At 40.7% G+C, this 21,466-nt stretch carries 18 protein-coding genes; 10 read left to right on the forward strand and 8 right to left on the reverse strand.

Translation table 11 applies throughout. From position 1 onward, the window contains the following. Positions 1-28 precede the first annotated feature (28 nt). Positions 29-607, reverse strand: a complete 579-nt coding sequence (locus QTN47_RS05950) for a hypothetical protein (protein ID WP_369328421.1) — start codon at positions 605-607, stop codon at positions 29-31. Between the two features lie 741 nt (positions 608-1,348). Between QTN47_RS05950 and QTN47_RS05955 the strand changes: the two genes are divergently transcribed. The 5 genes from QTN47_RS05955 to QTN47_RS05975 all read left to right on the forward strand — a co-directional run bounded on the left by QTN47_RS05955 (position 1,349) and on the right by QTN47_RS05975 (position 9,418). After that, entirely contained in the window at positions 1,349-1,891 is a 543-nt protein-coding gene (locus QTN47_RS05955) for an RNA polymerase sigma factor (protein ID WP_369328422.1), read from the forward strand. Between the two features lie 60 nt (positions 1,892-1,951). Then, the gene (locus QTN47_RS05960; RefSeq protein ID WP_369328423.1) at positions 1,952-3,031 is read left to right on the forward strand and encodes a FecR family protein; all 1,080 of its coding nucleotides are present in this window, start codon (positions 1,952-1,954) and stop codon (positions 3,029-3,031) included. A 186-nt stretch (positions 3,032-3,217) separates the two neighbouring features. Further along, complete coding sequence (locus tag QTN47_RS05965; RefSeq protein WP_369328424.1) at positions 3,218-6,481, forward strand: SusC/RagA family TonB-linked outer membrane protein; 3,264 nt, start codon at positions 3,218-3,220, stop codon at positions 6,479-6,481. A gap of 108 nt (positions 6,482-6,589) precedes the next feature. Continuing rightward, complete coding sequence (locus QTN47_RS05970; protein ID WP_369328425.1) at positions 6,590-8,365, forward strand: RagB/SusD family nutrient uptake outer membrane protein; 1,776 nt, start codon at positions 6,590-6,592, stop codon at positions 8,363-8,365. Between the two features lie 219 nt (positions 8,366-8,584). Then, a complete protein-coding gene (locus tag QTN47_RS05975) occupies positions 8,585-9,418 on the forward strand; it encodes an endonuclease/exonuclease/phosphatase family protein (RefSeq protein ID WP_369328426.1) in 834 nt (277 codons plus the stop codon). 535 nt (positions 9,419-9,953) lie between these two features. Here the strand turns inward: QTN47_RS05975 and trhO are convergent. After that, complete coding sequence (gene trhO / locus QTN47_RS05980) at positions 9,954-11,033, reverse strand: oxygen-dependent tRNA uridine(34) hydroxylase TrhO (protein ID WP_369328427.1); 1,080 nt, start codon at positions 11,031-11,033, stop codon at positions 9,954-9,956. A gap of 554 nt (positions 11,034-11,587) precedes the next feature. Here trhO and QTN47_RS05985 point away from each other — a divergent pair. After that, positions 11,588-11,974: a hypothetical protein gene (locus QTN47_RS05985; RefSeq protein WP_369328428.1), complete on the forward strand. Its 387-nt coding sequence runs from the start codon at positions 11,588-11,590 to the stop codon at positions 11,972-11,974. Between the two features lie 55 nt (positions 11,975-12,029). On the opposite strand, the gene QTN47_RS05990 is transcribed toward QTN47_RS05985, so the two are convergent. Then, a complete protein-coding gene (locus QTN47_RS05990) occupies positions 12,030-13,202 on the reverse strand; it encodes a formylglycine-generating enzyme family protein (protein WP_369328429.1) in 1,173 nt (390 codons plus the stop codon). 186 nt (positions 13,203-13,388) lie between these two features. Here QTN47_RS05990 and QTN47_RS05995 point away from each other — a divergent pair, with 186 nt between their 5' ends. Next, positions 13,389-13,856, forward strand: a complete 468-nt coding sequence (locus QTN47_RS05995) for a hypothetical protein (protein ID WP_369328430.1) — start codon at positions 13,389-13,391, stop codon at positions 13,854-13,856. A 54-nt stretch (positions 13,857-13,910) separates the two neighbouring features. Next, entirely contained in the window at positions 13,911-14,408 is a 498-nt protein-coding gene (locus QTN47_RS06000) for a hypothetical protein (RefSeq protein ID WP_369328431.1), read from the forward strand. Positions 14,409-14,906: 498 nt separating this feature from the next. On the opposite strand, the gene ftsY is transcribed toward QTN47_RS06000, so the two are convergent. From ftsY to rpmB, 4 genes are all read right to left on the reverse strand, one after another. Beyond that, the gene (ftsY, locus tag QTN47_RS06005) at positions 14,907-15,866 is read right to left on the reverse strand and encodes a signal recognition particle-docking protein FtsY (RefSeq protein ID WP_369328432.1); all 960 of its coding nucleotides are present in this window, start codon (positions 15,864-15,866) and stop codon (positions 14,907-14,909) included. Positions 15,867-16,015: 149 nt separating this feature from the next. Further along, a complete protein-coding gene (locus QTN47_RS06010) occupies positions 16,016-16,186 on the reverse strand; it encodes a DUF4295 family protein (protein WP_369328433.1) in 171 nt (56 codons plus the stop codon). A 2-nt stretch (positions 16,187-16,188) separates the two neighbouring features. Next, positions 16,189-16,371, reverse strand: coding sequence for a 50S ribosomal protein L33 (gene rpmG / locus QTN47_RS06015; RefSeq protein WP_369328434.1), 183 nt, complete (start codon positions 16,369-16,371; stop codon positions 16,189-16,191). A 29-nt stretch (positions 16,372-16,400) separates the two neighbouring features. Then, the gene (gene rpmB, locus QTN47_RS06020; protein WP_369328435.1) at positions 16,401-16,637 is read right to left on the reverse strand and encodes a 50S ribosomal protein L28; all 237 of its coding nucleotides are present in this window, start codon (positions 16,635-16,637) and stop codon (positions 16,401-16,403) included. Between the two features lie 501 nt (positions 16,638-17,138). Between rpmB and rocD the strand changes: the two genes are divergently transcribed. Beyond that, positions 17,139-18,374: an ornithine--oxo-acid transaminase gene (gene rocD / locus QTN47_RS06025; RefSeq protein WP_369328436.1), complete on the forward strand. Its 1,236-nt coding sequence runs from the start codon at positions 17,139-17,141 to the stop codon at positions 18,372-18,374. A 277-nt stretch (positions 18,375-18,651) separates the two neighbouring features. Continuing rightward, the gene (gene bamJ, locus QTN47_RS06030) at positions 18,652-19,419 is read left to right on the forward strand and encodes a BamJ family beta-barrel-assembly machinery protein (RefSeq protein WP_369328437.1); all 768 of its coding nucleotides are present in this window, start codon (positions 18,652-18,654) and stop codon (positions 19,417-19,419) included. Between the two features lie 210 nt (positions 19,420-19,629). Here bamJ and QTN47_RS06035 read toward each other — a convergent pair whose 3' ends face one another. Beyond that, on the reverse strand, positions 19,630-20,988 hold the full coding sequence (locus QTN47_RS06035) for a pyridoxal-phosphate dependent enzyme (protein ID WP_369328438.1): 1,359 nt from the start codon (positions 20,986-20,988) through the stop codon (positions 19,630-19,632). Positions 20,989-21,466: the final 478 nt, after the last annotated feature.

The following is a 21,466-nucleotide window of genomic DNA, read 5'->3' on the forward strand; positions in this document are numbered from 1 at the left end:
GCGACCGGAATACAGTAGCTAGTTATATTTATTGCTGGCCTTTTACAGCTGCCTTTGCTTTGCTGAATGGCAAAAAGATCGTAAAACCTACGTTAATGGTAAGATTACTTGCAAAAGGTTCGGATCCAAAACCCACCAGGCCATTATACTTAAGTAATCCTTCCAGGCCTATGTTCGGTGTAACAAAATAGGTCATACCAGGACCAAACCCAAACAGGAAACCGTTTGTAGAGCTGTTGGTTTCGGCAATAATGGTACCGGCAACGCCGGCTGTTGCTTCGGCAAAAAAACGGGTATGTTTTAGTACGTTAATTGCTGCATCGTTTACGTAGTACCGTCCCAATGCGGCAACAGCCCAATTGGTAGATGGTTCAATGCCTTTTTGTGCCTGAATTCCGTAATTTAATTTTGCACCCAAAGCAATATTGTCTTTAACAAACCACGCTGCATACGGATTAATATCAACGCTGGATTGAGAGCCTGTATTTAACCCAATCTTAAAATTGGCAATGTCTGCACCTATAATCGTACTTCCTTTTTCCAATTGTGCATTAGCAACACCGCAGAAAGCTATTAAGCCTGCAAAAAATAACGCTACTTTTTTCATTTGAATAGTTTTTAGAATTAAATAATGTTTAGAGTACTGATTATCAAAATGAAATTAGTCGAATCAGACTAGTTTGGTTCATTGGAACGGGTTGCAGCTTTCTAGTAACTTATGAATTTCAAAACTCAAAAGCTTACCATAGTTAACCAACGAAATAGTTTTTTGTTTAAAAACATGATATTTTTTAATCAATTATTAGTCCGGTTAATTTCTGATTTTATGATCGCTGATGTCTGATTTCTCTCTGTTCAACAGAAAAACAATCTTTCAACTCTTCATATTCAAAGAGGAAAAAGTCACACTCAACAAATCTGACATCAATAAATCCTTACATCAGCCATTAAAAGCTGTTTCTGATTTTATGATCGCTGATCTCTGATTTCCTTTGTTCAGCAGAAAAACAAATACTTGAACTCTTCCTGTTCAAAGAACGAAAGAATCACACTCAATCGTTACTTCTTCAACAATTGTCAGAACCATCATCGCCACCCGGATCAGACGTCAAAAAATCAGACATCAGACATTCACTATGCTTATTGCTTTTTTAGGTAACAATCAATTAATATGCCCCAACACAGTATGGTTTTAACTTGCGCCCGAAATTGATGAAATTATGCTCCTCTGTTGCTGCAATGATTCTTATTTGATGATGAATAGGGTAAAAAAATACACATGGCATTTAAAGCTTTGTAATGATTTAATCTTAAATTGCTCTTTAACTGCTTCAAATATTTTATTGTCTTGAATACGATTGCTGCTTTGAAAGATGGGGACCAACTTGTCTTTGACCAGGTATTTTACCAGTACCATGGCAACGTTTATGCGTATGTTTTAAACAAAACAAATTCTTTGTACCTGGCTGAAGAAACCACACAGCTTACCTTTATCAAGCTATGGCAAACACGCAAAAACTTAAATGAAGAACTGTCTTTATTCACACAGCTTTTCCGTATTGCCAGAACTACTATGATCGACCTTATCAGGAAACAAAACAACAACGAGCTGCACACCCGTCAGCTAACAGCACTTAATGAACGCAATGATGTTTGGGAGAAAGTAAGCGAACGCGAGCTGAACGAACGCATGCACGCCTCTTTAAAAAATATGCCTGATGTAAGAAGAAAAGTGTTTGAAATGAGCCGCGTTAAAGGCATGAGCTATAAGGCAATAGCTATGGAACTCTCTATTTCCGTTAAAACCGTTGAAAGCCATATATACCAGGCAATAAAACAGCTCAGGCATCTCATAACGCTATTGCTTCCCATAATTTTTACTTTTTCTTAGTACCGGCTAAGGGTTCTTTGATTTTCAAACGTATCCATTATAGCAACAACACTTATAGGAATGATCAGCCAGGAATTAATAGAGCGGTTTTTACGGAATGAGTGTACTGCTAATGAAAAAGAACAGGTGCTTCGATATCTTGACGAACATCCGGATGAACTTGATGCTTTTTTTCCTGCAGAAGAATGCTTTAATGCAGATAATAATGCACCGGATAAAGAAACATCAGAGCGGATGCTGGACCATGTTCACCGTCAGATAGAAAAAAAGAACAACGTTGTTTCACTATACAGACGATTAATAGCTGCAGCATCAATTATACTTGTTTGTGGAGCTGCATGGATATGGACAGGTCAGCATAATAAACAAACAGGCAAAGACATCGCAGCTATAGCATCAACCTCTTCCGAAAAAAACATTTTACAAAAAAGATTCAACACTACTGATAAAGTAATTACGATAACAATGCCCGATGGTACTGTTATTGACTTACAGCCCGCAAGCGGGATTAGCTTCCCCGAACCTTTTGGAAAAGACAACCAACGCACAATCTACTTAAATGGAGAGGCAATGTTTAAAGTTGCAAAAGACAAAACAAAGCCTTTTACAGTTTATACTGGTGGCATTTCAACAACAGCGCTGGGCACATCGTTCAATATTCGTTATTATGACGAAAAAGGTATTACAAGTGTAGCGTTGTATACTGGCAAAGTGGTGATTAAACCGGCTGGAACAACTGAAAAAAGCCTAGATGATGATGTGTATCTGACACCCGGACAACAACTTTTGTACAATCGCCAAACCAGGCATGCACAAGTGCAGCTGATCCTTAAAAAGGACCTGAACGGGGGCCGCAATAAACTGGTAAGTGCAAGACAAAAATATACAGGTGCCGTTGTAAAAAAACCAACGTGGTATATGTTTAACGGACAAACACTTGAACAAGTTTTGGATCAGTTAAGTGTCTATTATAACGTGGATATTGAATACGTACCTGCGGAAATTGACGATAAATACTTTACAGCAAAATTTGACACAACCGACGCGGTTGATCAGATATTGCGTGATATAGCAACATTGAATCAACTGAATCTGAAAAAGGAAGAAGGCAAATATATCATTCGGAAAAATCATCATTAAATAAACGGGCCCCGAAAATTTAACTGCCAAAACATGGCAAGGGTATGTTATTGGGTACACCCGGCAACGGATGATTATTGAAACACATTAATCAGCATTAAATCATACAACAAAGCAGATTAAAACCTGGCCATGTGCATATACACGTGGATGTAATCCCTTTTTACAAACTAAAGAAAACTGAGTATGAAAAAAATGAAAGTTTACAGGCAGATACTATTCTACCTGTGTTTGGTAAATCTTATTACTCCTGCCCTGCTTTACGCGCAGGAAACAAGAATGGATGCAACCGGTATTGTCCGGACTGAAAAAGGAACTCCGTTGCAAGGCGTAACAGTTGTTGTACAGAACAGTAAAACAAGTTTTACTGCCGGCACACAAACAGACACATCGGGAACTTTTGTATTTAACAAACTGCCTCCCGGCAATGGCTACAGCTTTACCTTTTCTTATGTAGGATATGAAACACAAACACTGAAAGGTTATGAACTAAAATCAGGCACAACGTTTTCTCTTGTAATAAAATTAAAAGAAGAAGACAAAGCATTGAATGATGTTGTTGTGGTTGGTTATGGTACACAAAAGAAAGTAAACCTTACCGGCGCTGTTGAACAGGTTACCGGCAAAGCATTGGAGAACAGGCCGGTTCCTAACCTTACACAAGGCTTACAGGGAGTGGTTCCTAACCTTAATATAGTTATGGGTGATGGTAAGCCAATCCAATCCCCTAAGTTCAATGTGAGAGGAACGACTTCTATCGGACAGGGCGGTAATGCACTTGTATTGATTGATGGTGTTGAGGGCGATCCAAGCATGATCAACCCCAACGATGTTGCAAGCATATCCGTTTTGAAAGACGCATCTTCTGCAGCTATTTATGGTGCAAGAGGTGCTTTTGGTGTTGTGCTGATCACGACAAAAAATCCTACTAAAGACAGATTCAGTATTACTTACTCATCCAGCTATTCATCTAAAACACCAACTACAGTACCTGATATGGTGAGTGATGGTTACCTGTATTCAAAGATGTTTAATGAAGCATGGACAGCATGGAACGACTATTCTCAAACACCGCAGAACGTAAATAAAACAGTTAAGTTTTCACAGGACTATCTTGCAGAATTTGAAAAAAGATCTAAAGATCCAAGTCTGCCTAAAACAGACGTGAACACAAACGGTGAATATGTGTATTACGAAAACACTGACTGGTATGATCTGTTGTACAAAAAACACACAGGCGCAACAGAACAAAACTTATCACTTTCCGGGAACAGCGGTAAGGCAAGTTTTTATGTAACTGGCCGCTATTTTGGTCAGAATGGTTTGTTCCGCTACAATACAGATGATTACAAAATGTATAACCTGCGTGCTAAAGGTTCTATCCAGGTTTATCCGTGGCTGCGCATTGATAACAACACAGACTATTCAAGCATGTTGTATCATAACCCGCTGAACGTGGGTGAAGGTGGAGGCATCTGGAGAAACATCGCGGATGAAGGTCACCCGATGGCGCCATTGTTGAACCCTGATGGTACACTCTCCTACTCTGCCGCTTATACCGTTGGAGATTTCTTCTACGGTAAGAATGGTATTGATATGAACAGGCGCATTATTAAAAACACAACTGGTTTTACATCATCTTTCCTGAAAGACAAATTGCGTATTAAAGGCGACTTTACTTTCCAGAATACCAGCTATGATCAAAACCAGATCCGCGTTCCTGTTCCTTATAGCAGAAAGCCGGGTATAATTGAATATGTTGGTACCAATACAAATGATATCCAGAATACTACGCAGGAAACACAGTACCTCGCTACCAACATTTATGGCGAATACGAAACAAGGTTGAACCGTGACCATTATTTCAAAGCAATGGCTGGTTTCAACTATGAGCAATCGACTTATAAAAACCTGATGGCTCAAAGAAATGGTTTGATCTATGAAGATGCACATGATATTAACCTCGCGTTGGGCCAGGCAATCACTACACAAGGTGGTTGGGAAAAATGGGCCATCATGGGCGGCTTCTACCGTTTGAACTATATGTTCAGGGATAAATATCTTTTGGAAGTAAACGGACGTTATGATGGCTCTTCCAAATTCCCTGAAAACCAGCGTTACGCATTCTTCCCTTCAGTTTCTGGTGGATGGCGCGTATCTAAAGAAGGATTCTGGAAGGTTAATCCGTCAATTATTTCTGATCTGAAAATAAGGGCATCGTACGGTTCACTGGGTAACGGTAATATCAGCTCTTATGCTTTCCAGGAAAAATTCAACATCAGTCAGTCCGGTCGCGTTTTGAATGGTGTTCGTCCACAACAAACCAGTCAACCAAACGTACTTCCCGACGGTCTTACCTGGGAAAAATCAACAACTGAGAATATCGGTCTTGATCTGGCATTGTTTGGTAATAAGCTGAAGATTTCCGGAGATGCTTATATCCGCAAAACGACAGGCATGTTTACTGTTGGTATGTCATTGCCTGCTGTATTCGGAACAGATGTACCGAAAGGAAACTATGCTGATCTGGAAACAAAAGGATGGGAACTTTCTGCAACATGGAAAGATTACTTTATGGTGGCATCAAAACCATTCAACTACTCTTTCAGGGCGGTATTGTCTGACTATACAGCAGAAGTTACCAAATACAATAACCCCGAGCAGAAATTATCTGACTACTACGCCGGACAAAAAGTTGGCGAAATATGGGGATACGTTACAGATGGCTTCTTCACAAAAGATAACATTGCCGAAGCTTCCAAACAAAAACTGTTTAAAGCTTCAACAAGTGGCCAGTGGTTGCCAGGTGATATCAAGTTTAAAGATGTTAATGGTGACGGCGTTGTCAATAATGGTGATAACAGGGTAAGCAGTCCTGGTGACATGGTGATCATCGGTAACAACACTCCCCGCTATCTGTATGGATTTAATATTGATCTTGACTGGAACAACTTCTTTTTTGGCGCATTCATTCAGGGTGTTGGCAAGCAGCAATGGTGGCCTGGTAGTGAAGCGGACGTTTTCTGGGGTCAATATAACAGGCCCTATAACCTGCTTCCAAAATCGCAGCTTGGTAATATCTGGTCCGAAGAAAATCCAAATACATACTTCCCAAGATATCGTGGCTATTCAGCGCAATCAGGTGGTGGTGAGTTAACTACCAAACAGACAAAATACCTGCAGAATATTGCTTATACAAGAATCAAGAACATTCAGTTGGGGTACATTCTTCCACAAAGACTGATCAGCAAAATAAAAATGCAGAATGCAAGGGTTTATATCTCCGGAGAAAACCTGTTCTCATGGTCTCCGCTGTATAAGGTAACCAAAGATCTTGATCCGGAAAACACAGGCGGATCTGACATGGTGCTGACTACTGGCGGCTCAGGCAATGGAAACAACTATCCGCTGTTGAAAAGTGTGACAATAGGTTTGTCTGTTACATTCTAAAACTGACGATCGGATTATAAATAGCAAAAGGAGCCGAATGATGTCAGTCTTAATGAAGTCGATGATAAAAACGTTCACTCCAATTCATAAAAAATTAATCATTCAAGGATGAAAAAATATTTGTTCTGGCTGGCTGCAAGTATAACGTTTATAAGTTGCAGTAAACAGCTTAACCAGCTTCCCGAATCAACTGCATCAAACGGCGCTGTGTTTGGAAGTGAGAAAGGTTTGGAATTATATACAAATTCTTTTTACAACATATTGCCCGATGCGAACTCGCTAATAAGAGGCGATGAAATGACTGATTACCTGGCAAGAACGCAGGTGCCGGATTTTCTGAGACCGGGCGCCTATGGTCCGCGCCAAAGCAGCGGCTGGACCTGGACCGATCTTCGCAACATCAACTACTTTATCGAAAACACGGCCGCATCTAAAGTGTCGGATGATGCAAAGAAAAATTATACCGCCATTGCACGATTCTTCAGGGCCTGGTTCTATTTTGATAAAGTAAAACGTTTTGGCGATGTGCCCTGGTATAGCAAAACCATGAGTGTTACCGACTCAGCTTTATACAAGCCACGCGATCCAAGAACGCTTGTAATGGACTCTGTGCTGGCAGATCTGAACTATGCCTGCGAAAACATAAAAGCTACTGATGACAAAACAAGAAGCCTTGTTACAAAGTATGTGGCTTACGCTTTTAAATCGAGAGTATGTTTATTTGAAGGCACATTCAGAAAATATCATTCTGAATATAAGTTACAAAGCAGTGCTGCACAATGGTTGAATGAATCTATAGTTGCAGCTCAAAAGGTAATGACAGAAGGCGGCTTTAGCCTGAATACAGCGCAAGGAAACGATAAGTCTTACAGGCAATTGTTTACTAACAAGACGCCTGTTTCATCTGAAATTATCATTGCCTCTGTTGTTGATCCTTCCCTGGCAGTTTACAATGACGCTAACTGGTATTGGACCAGCGCTACTTATGGTGCCAGATTAAGCTTTACAAGAACTTTTGTCAATACCTATTTGAATATTGACGGAACACCTTTTACGTCTAAAGCGGGTTATGAAACAATGCCGTTTGTTGATGAAGTGAAGGGCAGGGATTTGCGTTTGCAGCAAACCATCCGTATGGGTGATTACAAAAGGATCAATGGCGGTGTTGCAGAGCCTGCCCCTCCTGTATTTTCTTACACCTATACCGGATATCAGCCTATTAAATGGTGCCTTGACGACACCTATTATGATGGCGGTACGCGCAATGAGAATTCCATCTCAATGATCAGGTATGCTGAAGTTCTGTTGAACTATGCTGAAGCTAAAGCAGAACTGAACCAGCTGACAGATGAAGACTGGTCCAAAACTGTTGGTGCGCTTCGTAAAAGAGCCGGCATTACGGGTGGCACAGACGCCAAACCAACTATGGCAGATCCATACCTGAAGGCAAATTATTTCCCTGAAATTTCTGACCCCACATTGTTAGAGATCCGTCGTGAGCGCAGTATTGAATTATCGCTTGAAGGTTTGCGCTACTATGACATTGTAAGATGGGCAAAAGGTAACCTGATGCAGCAAACATGGAATGGTTTCTATGTACCTGCACTGGATGTTCCGATGGACCTGAACGGCGATGGCATACTGGATGTTTGCTTCTACAAAACAAAACCGGCGACGCAGGTTGCAGGCGTTACGTACATCAACGTAGCAGAAACGATCAGCGGCGGGGTGAATCCGCAAAGACTTTCTCACGATACATATGGTGAACTTACCTGGCTGACAAATGTTCAGAGAGTATTTGAAGATAAAAATTATCTTTACCCGATACCGGAAAATGACAGGCTGATGAACCCGAATTTGGGACAGAACCCGGGATGGCAGTAGGATGTACGATGTTAGATGTACGATGTGATTTAAGTACGAATTACGAAGTACGAAGTACGAATAATTGCCGCGCCAGAAGATTGTTCTATAATTTATAAATAGGAAAAGGTATCAGATGTCCGGGATAGCATTTTATTGCTGATGGCTGATAACTAAAAGCTGACAGCTACCTGACACCTGATACCTGATACCTGAAACCTAAAAACCAAACGATTCGACATGAAAAAATGTATTAGCTTAATTACCTTTTGCGTGCTGGTGATTGTAGTGCACGCACAAACGCTGAGAGTGGCGTCTTATAACCTGAGATACGACAATAAAGGAGACAGCGGCAACCTTTGGGTAAACCGCGCCCCAATTATCGGCGCATTGGTTGCCTTTCACGACTTTGACATTTTTGGTACGCAGGAAGGCCTGCAAAACCAACTGGAAGATCTTCAAAAACAGTTACCTGAATATTCATGGTATGGTCGTGGACGTGATGACGGAGAAACCAAAGGCGAACACTCGGCTATCTTTTACAAAAAAGACAAATTTGATTTGGTGGATAAAGGAGATTTCTGGTTGTCTCAAACACCTGAAAAACCCGGTCCGGGTTGGGATGCTAAACTGAACAGGATCTGTTCCTGGGTAAAGCTGAACGACAAGCAAACAAAAAAGACTTTCTATTTCTTCAATGTACACTTTGATCACCAGGGCGTGCAGGCAAGGGTTGAAAGCAGCAAGCTGATTCTGAAAAAAATAAAAGACATCGCCGGATCAAATACAGTGATCTTTACCGGAGACTTTAACGGAGGTCATAATTCTGAGTGGTACAAAAATATTGCTCAGTCAGGCTTCCTGAACGATGCCTTAAAACTTGCTAAGAATCCTTATGTCAACAACGGTTCTTTCAACGCTTTCGGGCATAGTGTAAACAGCAACGAGATCATTGATCACATCTTCCTTTCAAATGGTTTAGCTGTAAACAAATACGGGATCTTAACAGATACTTATCATGGCAAGTATCCTTCAGATCATTATCCAGTGATGGTGGTGTTGGATTGGAAATAGTGAATGGTCAATGGTGAATAGTGAAAGGTTTAGGCAGGCTCATTGTTCACTGGCAGGTCACCTAAGTGAATAGTCAATGGTGAATAGTGAAAGGTTTAGGCTGGTTCATTGTTCACAGGCAAGTAATAAAAAGGTCAAAAGCGAGGTAACTCACGCTTTTGACCTTTTTTATGTGTATGATTAATTTCATGCGCCGTGGTTCGTGTCTCACGAACCACAAGTCAACCTTTTTTTTAATTTCGTAATGGATAACCCGCAAAACAATTAATGACGGTTCGTGAGACACGAACCACGGCGTTAAAATATGAAAAGTGAATAGTCAATAGTGAATAGTGAAAGATTTAAGCCGGTTCATTGTTCACTGGCAGATAATAAAAAAGGTCAAAAGCGAGATAACTCTCAGGCTTTTGACCTTTTTAATTACAAGTTGAACCTATTCCAATTCAATCAATAATTTATTTACAACGTTTCAGTTTGCAAAAAGCAAGTTTAGCAAATCACTTGCGAAGATGCACCTTTCACTATTCACCATTCACTATTGACTATTCTCACCTTTCACTATTTGACTCTCTTTCCCTCTCAATTCACTCAACTTCGGTCTTAGCCTTGCCTTCGATTTATTGAAAATATTTCTGCCCTTATCGATGCCCTCGCGAATTTCTTTTTGACGCTCTACCGGCAAGTGAATAGTTTCCTGGCATTCTTTGCTGCAGCAGCCATCATGTTCAGCTGCACAACTCTCACATTGAATGAACAGCAAATGGCAGCCATCATTTTTGCAATTGGTATGTGTATCGCAAGGTTTGCCACATTGATGACAATGAGCGATTACATCCTCTGTAATCCGCTCTCCCAACCTGTTATCAAACACGAAATTCTTTCCGATAAATTTGCTGTCGAGCCCTTCTTCTTTTATTTGCTTGGCATAGTTAATAATACCGCCCTCCAGGTGAAAAACATTCTTAAATCCTTTATGCAGCATATAAGCACTGGCCTTCTCACAGCGGATGCCACCTGTGCAGTACATAATGATATTTTGTTCTTCTTTGCCTTGCAGCATATCTACTGCCATAGGTAATTGATCCCTGAATGTATCTGATGGAATTTCCACTGCATTTTCAAAATGTCCCACTTCATATTCGTAGTGATTGCGCATGTCGATGACGATTGTATCATCATTCTTTAACAACTCATTCATCTGCGAAGCGTTTACATACCTCCCTTTATTGTCCATATCAAAAGATGGATCATCTATACCATCAGCAACTATCTTTTCCCTCACTTTAATCTTTAGCACCCAGAAAGATTTCCCGTCGTCGTCTACTGCAATATTTAACCGTAGTCCGTTTAAAGCTTCTATAGAATATAGGAATTCTTTAAGCAGATCAAAGTTGACAGACGGCACACTGATCTGCGCATTGATACCTTCTTTAGCGACATAAATGCGACCAAACACTTTTAATGTGTGCAAATGTTTGTACAAATAATCACGAAACTCCTGTGGATTTTGAATGTGGAAGTAACAATAAAAACTAATGGTGGTCCTGGATTCTTTTTCTTCCAATAAACGCTTCTTCAGTTCCTCGTTAGAAACACGGTTGTGTAATACTGCCATAAATAAACATTTCAGATATCACTTTAAATACTAAAGCAATATTCCATTAAACAATATGGACTCACTTGCAGGGTGAGCAAAATTTTAAATTGGGTGCAAAGATAAGCAGAATCATTGGAGCTAACGCAATACAATATATAGAAACAACGTTAAAGCAAACTGTTAGATGTTTTCATCGATTGTATAATTACATACAACTTATATGTTCATGCTACACATTGTTGAATCCCGCAAAACTCTTATCAAATTGTTAAAGCCACTTAACAATAAAAACAAATGTCTGAAATCATTGTATTTTATTGTTCATCATTCATGATAAAATCCACTTTAAGCCTTTCTTATGTGAATTAATTCCTCTTAAACAGTCTATTAAAAATACTATAAAATTGATCAATGTCAATTTGCTTTATGATGCGCAAAGTATCTTCGTACCGCCCAAAAAAACGTTTTAGTTAAGGCCTGTATTCTTCGATGAAAAATGAAGTTAGTATTACCAAAATGCAATGTTCTATCGTTAAATCATTTGCCTTAACCATCCTAAAAAATTGAATCCGGTGCTGAACGAAAATTTAACAAAATATCAATCCGAAGGCTTAAGAAAGCTTATCAGATATAATAGGAAATATCCCTTAAATGATACAGCTTATAAGTCAAACAGGAAAATAATTGACGAGTTTATTACGTTGTTTTGTGAGTATGATCTGGCCGATAATGATTATATGGCTATTCAACTTGCTGCGAATAATAACAACTCACTCACCAATTATATTTTTAAAAACAAACTATCACTTGCTTCAATCTTAAAGTGTATTACTTACATCATATGGACAGACAGAATTGTTGACAATTACTTATACAATCGTCTAAAAGATAACACACTTATTGAGCTGATGAACCAGCTCGAAGAGCTCCTTTCCAAGGAACAAAAAATGGAATGTTAACAGGAAACATTCCATTTTTGCTTACAGAGTTATTTAAGAACAGTTTAATCTTTATTTATAGTCTTACATCCTTTACGCAGCGAAAACCAATGTGATTACTTCCTGATCTCCACTCTCCTTTTCCTCTTGTTCCTATCATGTATCTTGTACAATATTGATCGGTGCATAAAAAAGATCCGCCACGTTGCACTTTCTTTTTTGCATTAGGTTCATCAGGATCAAAAGAACCGGCAGGACCTTTAGGATTTTTTGCTATGCCTTGTTTAGCGAGCTCACCATAATAATCCGGCCTGTACCAGTCACTGCACCATTCCCATACATTCCCGGCCAGGTCATATAATCCATAACTATTCGCAGCAAACTGCTTTACAGGAGCAATGCCTTTGAATCCATCGGAGCCAAGATCGTTTGTTGGAAACTTACCTTCAAAAATATTTGCCATCCATTTACCATCCGGTTTAAACTGATTTCCCCACGTGTATAATTCACCAGCCTTTCCGCCTCGTGCAGCAAACTCCCACTCTGCTTCTGTAGGTAATCTTTTACCGGCCCATTTTGCATAAGCTTCGGCATCTTCATAAGAAACATGTGTAACGGGATAATTATCTTTTCCCTCAATAGAGCTGTTAGGACCAAGCGGATGACGCCAGTTCGCACCGGCTACATAGGACCACCATTGCAAATGATCATTCAGTGCCACTTCATGCGTAGGAGGAGAAAACACCACAGAACCTGTTACCAGGCTTTCCTCAGTTGCACCGGGAAACTCTTCTTTCGTTGGCTTTTTTTCAGCAATGGTAACATAGCCTGTCGCTTTCACAAAAGCTGCAAATTCTGCATTGGTTACTTCTGATGCATCCATAAAAAAGCCATCTACATATACCCTGTGAACAGGTCTTGCATCATTCATCGCCTGGTTGCCGCCGTCATCCATTCCAACAGGATTTACACCACCCATGCTAAACTCACCACCCGGTATCCAAACCATGTTGGCAGGCGCTTCCGTTGCGGGCTTTTTTTCATTAAGAACAGTTGGCAAAAATTCTTTGCCACCTCCATTCATATATAGTGTGCTGTCTTTAACCGTTAGTCCGTTAGATGTACATGAGATAGTCGCGTCTATTTTATCATCAGCCAAACTTTTTCCCTCGGAGGATTTGCAACCAGTGTTCACCATTATAGAAAAACCACTGACACAAAAAAACAAAACCAGGTTGGTGTACTTCATAAGTAATAAGTTACTATAAAATTAAGCTCATTAGTCCACAAAAAAACCATAAAAAACATTCTCAAATAAGAAAAGTTAAAACACATTCCGTTCTTCTCATGTGCATAAAAAGCACGTGCGCAACAATTTGATAACATCAGCACTATAGGCTCAATTATTGCGTTTGGGAGAAAAATGATTCTCTCGATGAAAAAGATTGTAAGCGCTATTATTGGTGTAATAATCTGCAGCTACTGCTATAGCCAGGAACAACCGGCCTACGATCAGGCAATTGGATTGAAGTTTTTAAGCGGCGTATCCATTACTTATAAAAAATTTGTTACCGAAAAAAATGCAATTGAGGCGCAAGCCAATTTCTGGAACAGGGGATACAGACTTGTTGGCTTGTATGAGTTTCATTTTTATGATTTTGATGTGGAGGGACTTTCATGGTATGTTGGTCCGGGTGTGCATGTCGGAAGCTGGAGCAATTCTTACGCAAAAGATTCGGGTAGCAAGGCTGACATTGGAATAGATGGTGTTATTGGTATGGATTATAAATTCAAAAATCTTCCGCTCAATTTAAGTGCGGACTGGCAACCTTCATTGTCGCTTATAGGCAGCAATGGTTTTAGTCCTTCTTACGGAGGAATTGCTATCAGGTATACCTTTTAAATTTTAAGTTTGGCATGATTTTTAAACGCTCACCATTAACTAAATAGAGTTTTTATGAAGAAAATTTTGTTCGTAGCCCTTATCCTTGTCGCAGGCATTTCCGTAGCTAATGCACAAAACATGTCATCTTCTTATAAAACAGCATTGGGTGCAAAAGGCTACTTTGGAGATGGCTCTATTGGCGGATTTAACGTTAAACACTTTTTTAATAGTACAAATGCACTCGAAGGTTCACTGTTATTCAGAAGTCATTTTGTAGCATTCGAAGGAATTTATGAATGGCACGGCCCGATTAACGGAGCAAAAGGTTTAAAATGGTATGTTGGTCCTGGTGCTCAGTTAGGTTTTTACACTGGTGATCATGATCATGATTACAACAATGATCATCACGATGACAATGTTCTTTTTGCATTAAAAGGAACTGTTGGTCTGGATTATAAATTTACCGGAGCTCCAATAGACATTGCATTTGATGTGAACCCAACATTCAACCTCACCCCAAATACTGACTTTAATTTTTACGCAGGTTTAGCGTTCCGATTTGCTTTATAGAAGCCTATTACCATTTAATATAAAAGGGTGCATATTCTTTGCACCCTTAATTTTTTATAGCTATCAGCTTTTAGCTATGAGCTTTCAGCCTCCCACATTTTGATTTAGCTATCAGCATTCACCTATGAGCTTTCAGCTTCACCCATTTTAGTTGATGCATGATTACATCTTATACTTAACATCTTATATAAATTACAGAGAGATATAAATTAACCTGCCACACCTGTGTACTTCGTACTTCGTAACTCGTACTTATTATAGTTTTCAGCGACAAGCTTATCACATCTTAGTCATCACATGATTGTGCCCCACATCGTACACCGTACATCTAACATCTGACATAAGAAAATTGACGGCCATTAATGTAGTCTGCCGCACCTGCGTACCTCGTACTTCGTAACTCGTACTTTCTTTATAGTTGGAATTACATCTAAAATCGTACCCGCCCGAACGTGCCGTCGGTACGGGCAGGCATCTAACATCGTACATTGACCTACATCAGCTGAGTTTAAACAAGCTATCCACAAACTCGTGCTTGTCAAATATCAGGAGGTCATCTATTTTCTCACCTACACCAATATATTTTACAGGGATCTTTTGTTGATTGGCAATGGCTAACACCACACCACCTTTTGCAGTTCCATCCAGTTTTGTAATTGCGATAGATGTTACATCAGTTGCGGCAGTGAATTGTTTCGCCTGTTCCAATGCGTTTTGCCCGGTTGATCCATCAAGCACAAGCAATACTTCGTGCGGAGCATCAGGAATTACTTTTTGCACAACACGCCTGATCTTGCTCAATTCTTCCATTAAATGGATTTTATTATGCAGGCGGCCGGCCGTGTCAATAATTACTACATCGGCATCTTTTGCCACTGCGCTTTGGACAGTATCAAAAGCGACCGACGCGGGATCGCTGCCCATGGATTGTTTTACAATGGGAACACCAACTCTTTCACTCCAGATGGTAAGCTGGTCAACTGCCGCAGCGCGGAAGGTATCGGCAGCTCCAAGAATGACAGATTTTCCCGCTTTTTTAAAATTGTGGGCAAGTTTTCCAATAGTTGTGGTTTTTCCTACACCATTTACCCCAACTACCATAATAACATAAGGCTTCTTTCCCAGCGGCACATCAAAACTTCTGAAAGACTGATCTTCAGAATCGATCAGTATATTTTCAATTTCCTGCTGAAGCAAGCTGTTTAGTTCACTGGTATTTACATATTTATCTCTCGCAACCCTGCTCTGAATTTTTTCAATGATGGCCAGTGTAGTGTCGATACCAACATCAGCACCTACCAACGCATCTTCCAGATTATCCAGCACCTCGTCGTCAACAGTACTCTTACCGGCAATAGCCTTAGTGATCTTTGCAAAAAAACCTTCTTTGGTCTTTTGCAGACCCTGATCAAGACTTTCCTTTTCTTTTTTACCAAACAGCTTTCCTAAAAAACTCATGCTTACGTAATTTACCTGGGGTTAAATATATAGCAACAAAGCAATAAGGGACTTTGTTAACCCAATATCAGATCATTGCAAAAAGAAAATACAAAAAGCTTCCGGCAAATTCTGCGGGAAGCTTTTAAGAATATCTTTTCACGACCAAACTATTTAGCCAAAAAATCTTTGATTTTATCCTTGTGTACAATAGCCTCTTTAAAGGTGTAAGCACCTGTTTTTGGGCTACGCACAGCCTTGATAACTTTTGTCCAGTTTTTAGCTTCAGCGGCTGCCTTCTGGTCTTTGGTCTTGATCGCTGTTTTAGCTGCTTTTGCCATAATTATTTGATTTCTTTATGAACAGTAACTTTTTTCAAAATTGGATTGTACTTCTTTAACTCCATACGTTCGGGAGTGTTCTTTTTGTTCTTTTTAGTGATATAACGGCTTGTACCGGGCTGGCCGCTAGCCTTATGCTCTGTACATTCCAGGATCACCTGAACTCTGTTACCTTTCTTTGCCATTGTATAAGCAATTTAAACTTTTAACTCAATTAGATTTTAGCACCTTGTGCTCTCATTTCTTTAATAACTGTAGCTAAACCTTTTTTGTTAATGGTTCTAATTGCTTCAGTTGATACTTTAAGCGTTACCCAACGGTCTTCTTCTGCATAAAAGAAACGCTTGGTCTGTAAATTGGGTAAAAACCGGCGTTTGGTCTTAATGTTTGAGTGAGAAACATGGTGACCTCCAATTGGTTTTTTACCTGTAACCTGACATACTCTTGCCATGACGTAATTTTTTCGGGACGGCAAAGGTAGTGAACCTTGCCGAATTTCAATAAGATTATTTTCTTTTTTTCAGGAAATTATTCACAAATATGCGAAAAAGGTTTGTAATGACCGAGGGTTATCCACATTCAAGCTGAAAGCTTAAAGCCCAAAACTGGGGAGGAGGTTTGAGGCTTAAGGTGTAAGGCTGGAGGTTGGAGGTTTGAGGTTTGGGGTGCCAGGTGAGATCCAGGTCGCCGGCATTCACACACCTTATGCCTCACGCCTCACGCCTTATCCCTTTTACGTAGGTTTTAAGCTTTCCGCTTTGAGCTTTGAGCATTTTTCCCTATCTTGCCACCCAATCGAATAATCATATGGCTTTTTTACTCCAAAATCTTGACCTTCTCAATCATCCCTGTTGCGGGTAGTATAAATATTTATTTTCGCCATATCTCTTTTTAATCCCCTTTGCGGGAATTTCATTCTTGCTTATTCGTCAATTATTCAATTTTAAACTTTATGCTTACTCATACTATGTCTGAAAAGGCATTGCATTTCCTGCAACTGGAAGAACAATTTGGTGCTCATAATTATCACCCACTGCCTGTGGTACTCGAAAAAGGCAGTGGTGTTTTTGTGTGGGATGTAGACGGAAACAGGTATTATGATTTTTTAAGTGGTTATTCCGCTGTAAATCAGGGACATTGCCATCCGCGTATTATTAACGCGCTGACAAAACAGGCACAGAAGCTCACCCTTACTTCCAGGGCTTTCCATAGCAACTTGTTAGGCGAATACGCACAATATATTACATCCTATTTTGGCTACAACAAAGTTCTGCCAATGAACACTGGTGTGGAAGGCGGGGAAACTGCCATAAAACTTGCACGCCGTTGGGCCTATGACAAAAAAGGTGTTGAAGAGAACAAAGCAAAGATCATTTTTGCAGAAGGTAACTTCTGGGGAAGAACGCTGGCAGCCATTTCCTCATCAACTGATCCATCCAGCTACAAGGGATTCGGACCTTACATGCCAGGATTTGAACTTATACCTTACAACGACCTGGTTGCTCTGGAAAAAGCATTCCAGGATAAAAATGTCGCGGCCTTTATGGTTGAACCTATCCAGGGCGAAGCCGGTGTAGTTTTACCTGATGTGGGTTATTTGCAAGGCGTGCGGAATTTATGTACTGAATACAATGTTCTGTTTATTGCAGATGAGATACAAACCGGTTTGGCCCGCACCGGGAAAATGCTGGCTTGCGATCACGAAAATGTTCGCCCTGATATATTAATACTGGGCAAAGCGTTAAGTGGAGGAACCATGCCTGTTAGTGCAATACTTGCTGATGACGATGTAATGCTGAATATAAAACCAGGCGAACACGGATCCACTTATGGTGGCAATCCACTGGCATGTGCAGTTGCAATAGAAGCCTTACAGGTGCTGAAAGATGAAAAAATGGCCGAAAATGCCGAAAAAATGGGCCAGCTCTTGCGCAATGGTATTTCTTCAATTAAGTCTCCATTTATTAAACTGGTGCGCGGAAAAGGCTTGCTTAACGCTATTGTAATTGATCATCCAGATGAAGATGCGTCCTGGGAGCTGTGTCTTGCATTAAAAGACAATGGCATGTTAGCTAAACCAACACATGGCGATAAAATCCGGTTCGCGCCTCCCCTGCTGATCAACGAAGAACAGATAGCAGAATGCGTGGGTATAATTGAAAAATCCCTGCAAGTGTTGGAGAAGTAACAGAGGTGCGAGACTTAAAGTGTGAGGTTTGTGGTTTGAGGCGTAAGGATTAAGGATTGAGGCTTAAGGTGAGGTCCGACGGGATTTGAGATGATAGATACACAAGAATTTGACCGCCCATGGGTTGTACAATTATAGCGTATGACCTATGGGCGGCTTTATTTACATTATTCCGGCGAGCAACATTGAACTTTATAGCCAGCCTTTAACAAAAAACAACTAGCGGCTTGGCTTATTTATTAAAATCACTGTTATTTTCGCCACTCAATTTATCAACATGAATAAAATCTGTTCTTTTATTGTTCTGGCTTCTGTTGCAGGATCTGTTTCTGCACAAACAAAGCCTGCAACTAAACCCAAGACAGCAACTACCGCCAAACCGGCAACAACAGCACAGGCTCCGGTTTTTAAAACTTCAGCTGATTCGCTTAGCTATTGCATCGCCATGAGTACAGCTTTATATTTTAAGGAAAAAGGCGCTACCAATATTAATCCGGCTATGGCCTCAAAGGCATTTGAGGATGTAATTAAAAAAGATAAACCGGCATTCACCCAGGAACAGATGAACCAGGTAATCATCACCTACCTGCAGAACCTGGAAAAAGTGAAGGCAGATGAAACGCGCAGAGCCGGCACTGCATTTTTAGAAGCAAACAAAGCCAAACCTGGTGTAGTAACTCTGCCAAGCGGCTTGCAATACCAGATCGTTACACAAGGTACAGGTCCTAAACCTGCAGCGACTGACAGGGTAAAAGTTCACTACCGCGGTACTTTGATAGACGGAACTGTATTTGATAGTTCGATTGACAGAGGCGAACCGGCTGAATTTCCTGTAAACGGTGTTATTGCAGGTTGGACCGAGGCGCTACAGTTAATGCCTGTAGGAAGCAAATGGAAGCTGTTTATTCCTTCTAATCTTGCCTATGGCGATAGAGATGCCGGCCAGGCAATTAAAGGTGGTTCTACACTTTTATTTGATGTAGAGCTATTGAGCATCGAAAATCAGGATAGCACTCCAAAAGCAGATTCAACACAGCAGAAGTAGTTATACGTTATAAGTTTTACGTTGTACGTTTTAGCCCGGGTAGGTTAAAACGTACAACGTATTTTTTTTATTAATTGCAGGTATTGAGAAGACAAATTCCCTGCCTGTAGGCGCTAACCTTCGCTCCGATCGACGTATAACGTACCACGTAAAACTCCTAACTCACTCCGCTTCAATCAACGTATCACGTACAACTTATAACGTACAACGTTACTTCGCCAGGCTTTGTATAATATCATACTTCGTCACAATATGCAGATCACCTTTTTCATCTTTCGCTAACACGGCGCCGTTTTCACGATTGATGAGGTTGCCTAATCTTTCTACGGGAGTATCAAATGAGACAATAGGATAAGATTGCTCCATTACATTTTTTACCAGTTCACTTTTAATATCAGGATTGGTAAATAATTTTTGAAACAGGCCGCTTTCGCTAACAGCTCCTACAGGTCCTTCGCCGTTGATGACAGGAATTTGCTCAATATCATATTTCTTCATCAGGTCAACCGCTTCAGCTACGGTTTTATCCGGCTCAATGGTCACGAGCTTTTTAGAACCACGCGCGCTAACAATATCCTTAAAAGTTTTTACATCAAGAAAGCCACGTTCCATCATCCACTGATCGTTGTAGATTTTAGCAACATAACGGCTGCCATGATCATGAAAAATGCAGACAACAAGATCATCTGGTTTTAATTGATCCTTCAGTTGCATTAAGCCTTGCAGGCAGCTGCCTGCGCTATATCCGCAGAACAAGCCTTCTTCTTTCGCCAGGCGCCTGGCCATAATAGCACCGTCTTTATCAGTTACCTGTTCAAAACGGTCTATCACATCCATCTTATAATTAGCCGGAACAAAATCTTCACCGAAACCTTCGGAAACATAAGGATGCACTTCATTCATGTCCACTTCGCCGGTATTAAAGAACTTTGTAAGCAGTGATCCAAATACGTCAATTGCCCAGATCTGGATATCGGGGTTTTGCTCTTTCAGATACATGGCAGTTCCGGTAACTGTTCCGCCGGTTCCTGCCGTACAAACAAGGTGCGTTATTTTACCATCAGTTTGTTTCCATATCTCCGGCCCGGTTGTCTCATAATGCGCTAGACGATTAGCAAGATTATCGTACTGGTTGCAGAGGTAAGAATTAGGAATTTCCTTCGCAAGTCTTCTCGCAACTGAATAATAGCTGCGTGGATCATCGGGTTCTACGTTCGTAGGACATACTATCACTTCTGCCCCCACGGCCTTCAGTATGTCCATTTTTTCTTTACTCTGTTTATCTGTCGTCGTAAAAATGCACTTATATCCTTTTACGCATGCGGCCAACGCCAGCCCCATACCGGTATTGCCACTGGTGCATTCAATGATGGTGCCACCTGGTTTTAAATGCCCTTCAGCTTCTGCAACCTCTATCATTTTAACAGCCATTCTGTCCTTAATGGAATTACCCGGATTAAAGTAATCCACTTTAGCTAGTATTGTCGCCGGAATCTCTTTTGTTATTTTATTTAGCTTAATCAACGGAGTGTTTCCTATCGTTTCGAGTATGTTGTATTTGATGTCCATTGTTGCAGTTGATTTATGGCGTAAAGATAGCACAATGTATGATGTTAGATGTAATACAATGTACGGTGTACGATGCCTGCCCGTACCGACGGCACGTTCGGGCGGGTACGATGTTAGATGTGCCCCAACATGCGTAAGTACGAAGTACGGACGCCGCGTGGTTACAATCTAATGTACGATGTTAGATGCCTGCCCGTATCGACGGCACGTTCGGGCGGGTACGATTTTAGATGTGAGACGCCGCAGAGAAAGTACGAATTACGAAGTACGAAGTACGGAAGCCGGGAGGTTGTAATCTCATGTATGATGTTAGATGCCTGCCCGTACCGACGGCACGTTCGGGCGGGTACGATTTTAGATGTGCTCAGACACAGAGAAAAAGTACGAAGTACGGAGGCCGGAGGTTGTAATCTCATGTATGATGTTAGATACCTGCCCGTACCGACGGCACGTTCGGGCGGGTACGATTTTAGATGTG

The sequence above is a fragment of the Danxiaibacter flavus genome, from assembly GCF_041060425.1.
Lineage (GTDB): Bacteria > Bacteroidota > Bacteroidia > Chitinophagales > Chitinophagaceae > Danxiaibacter > Danxiaibacter flavus.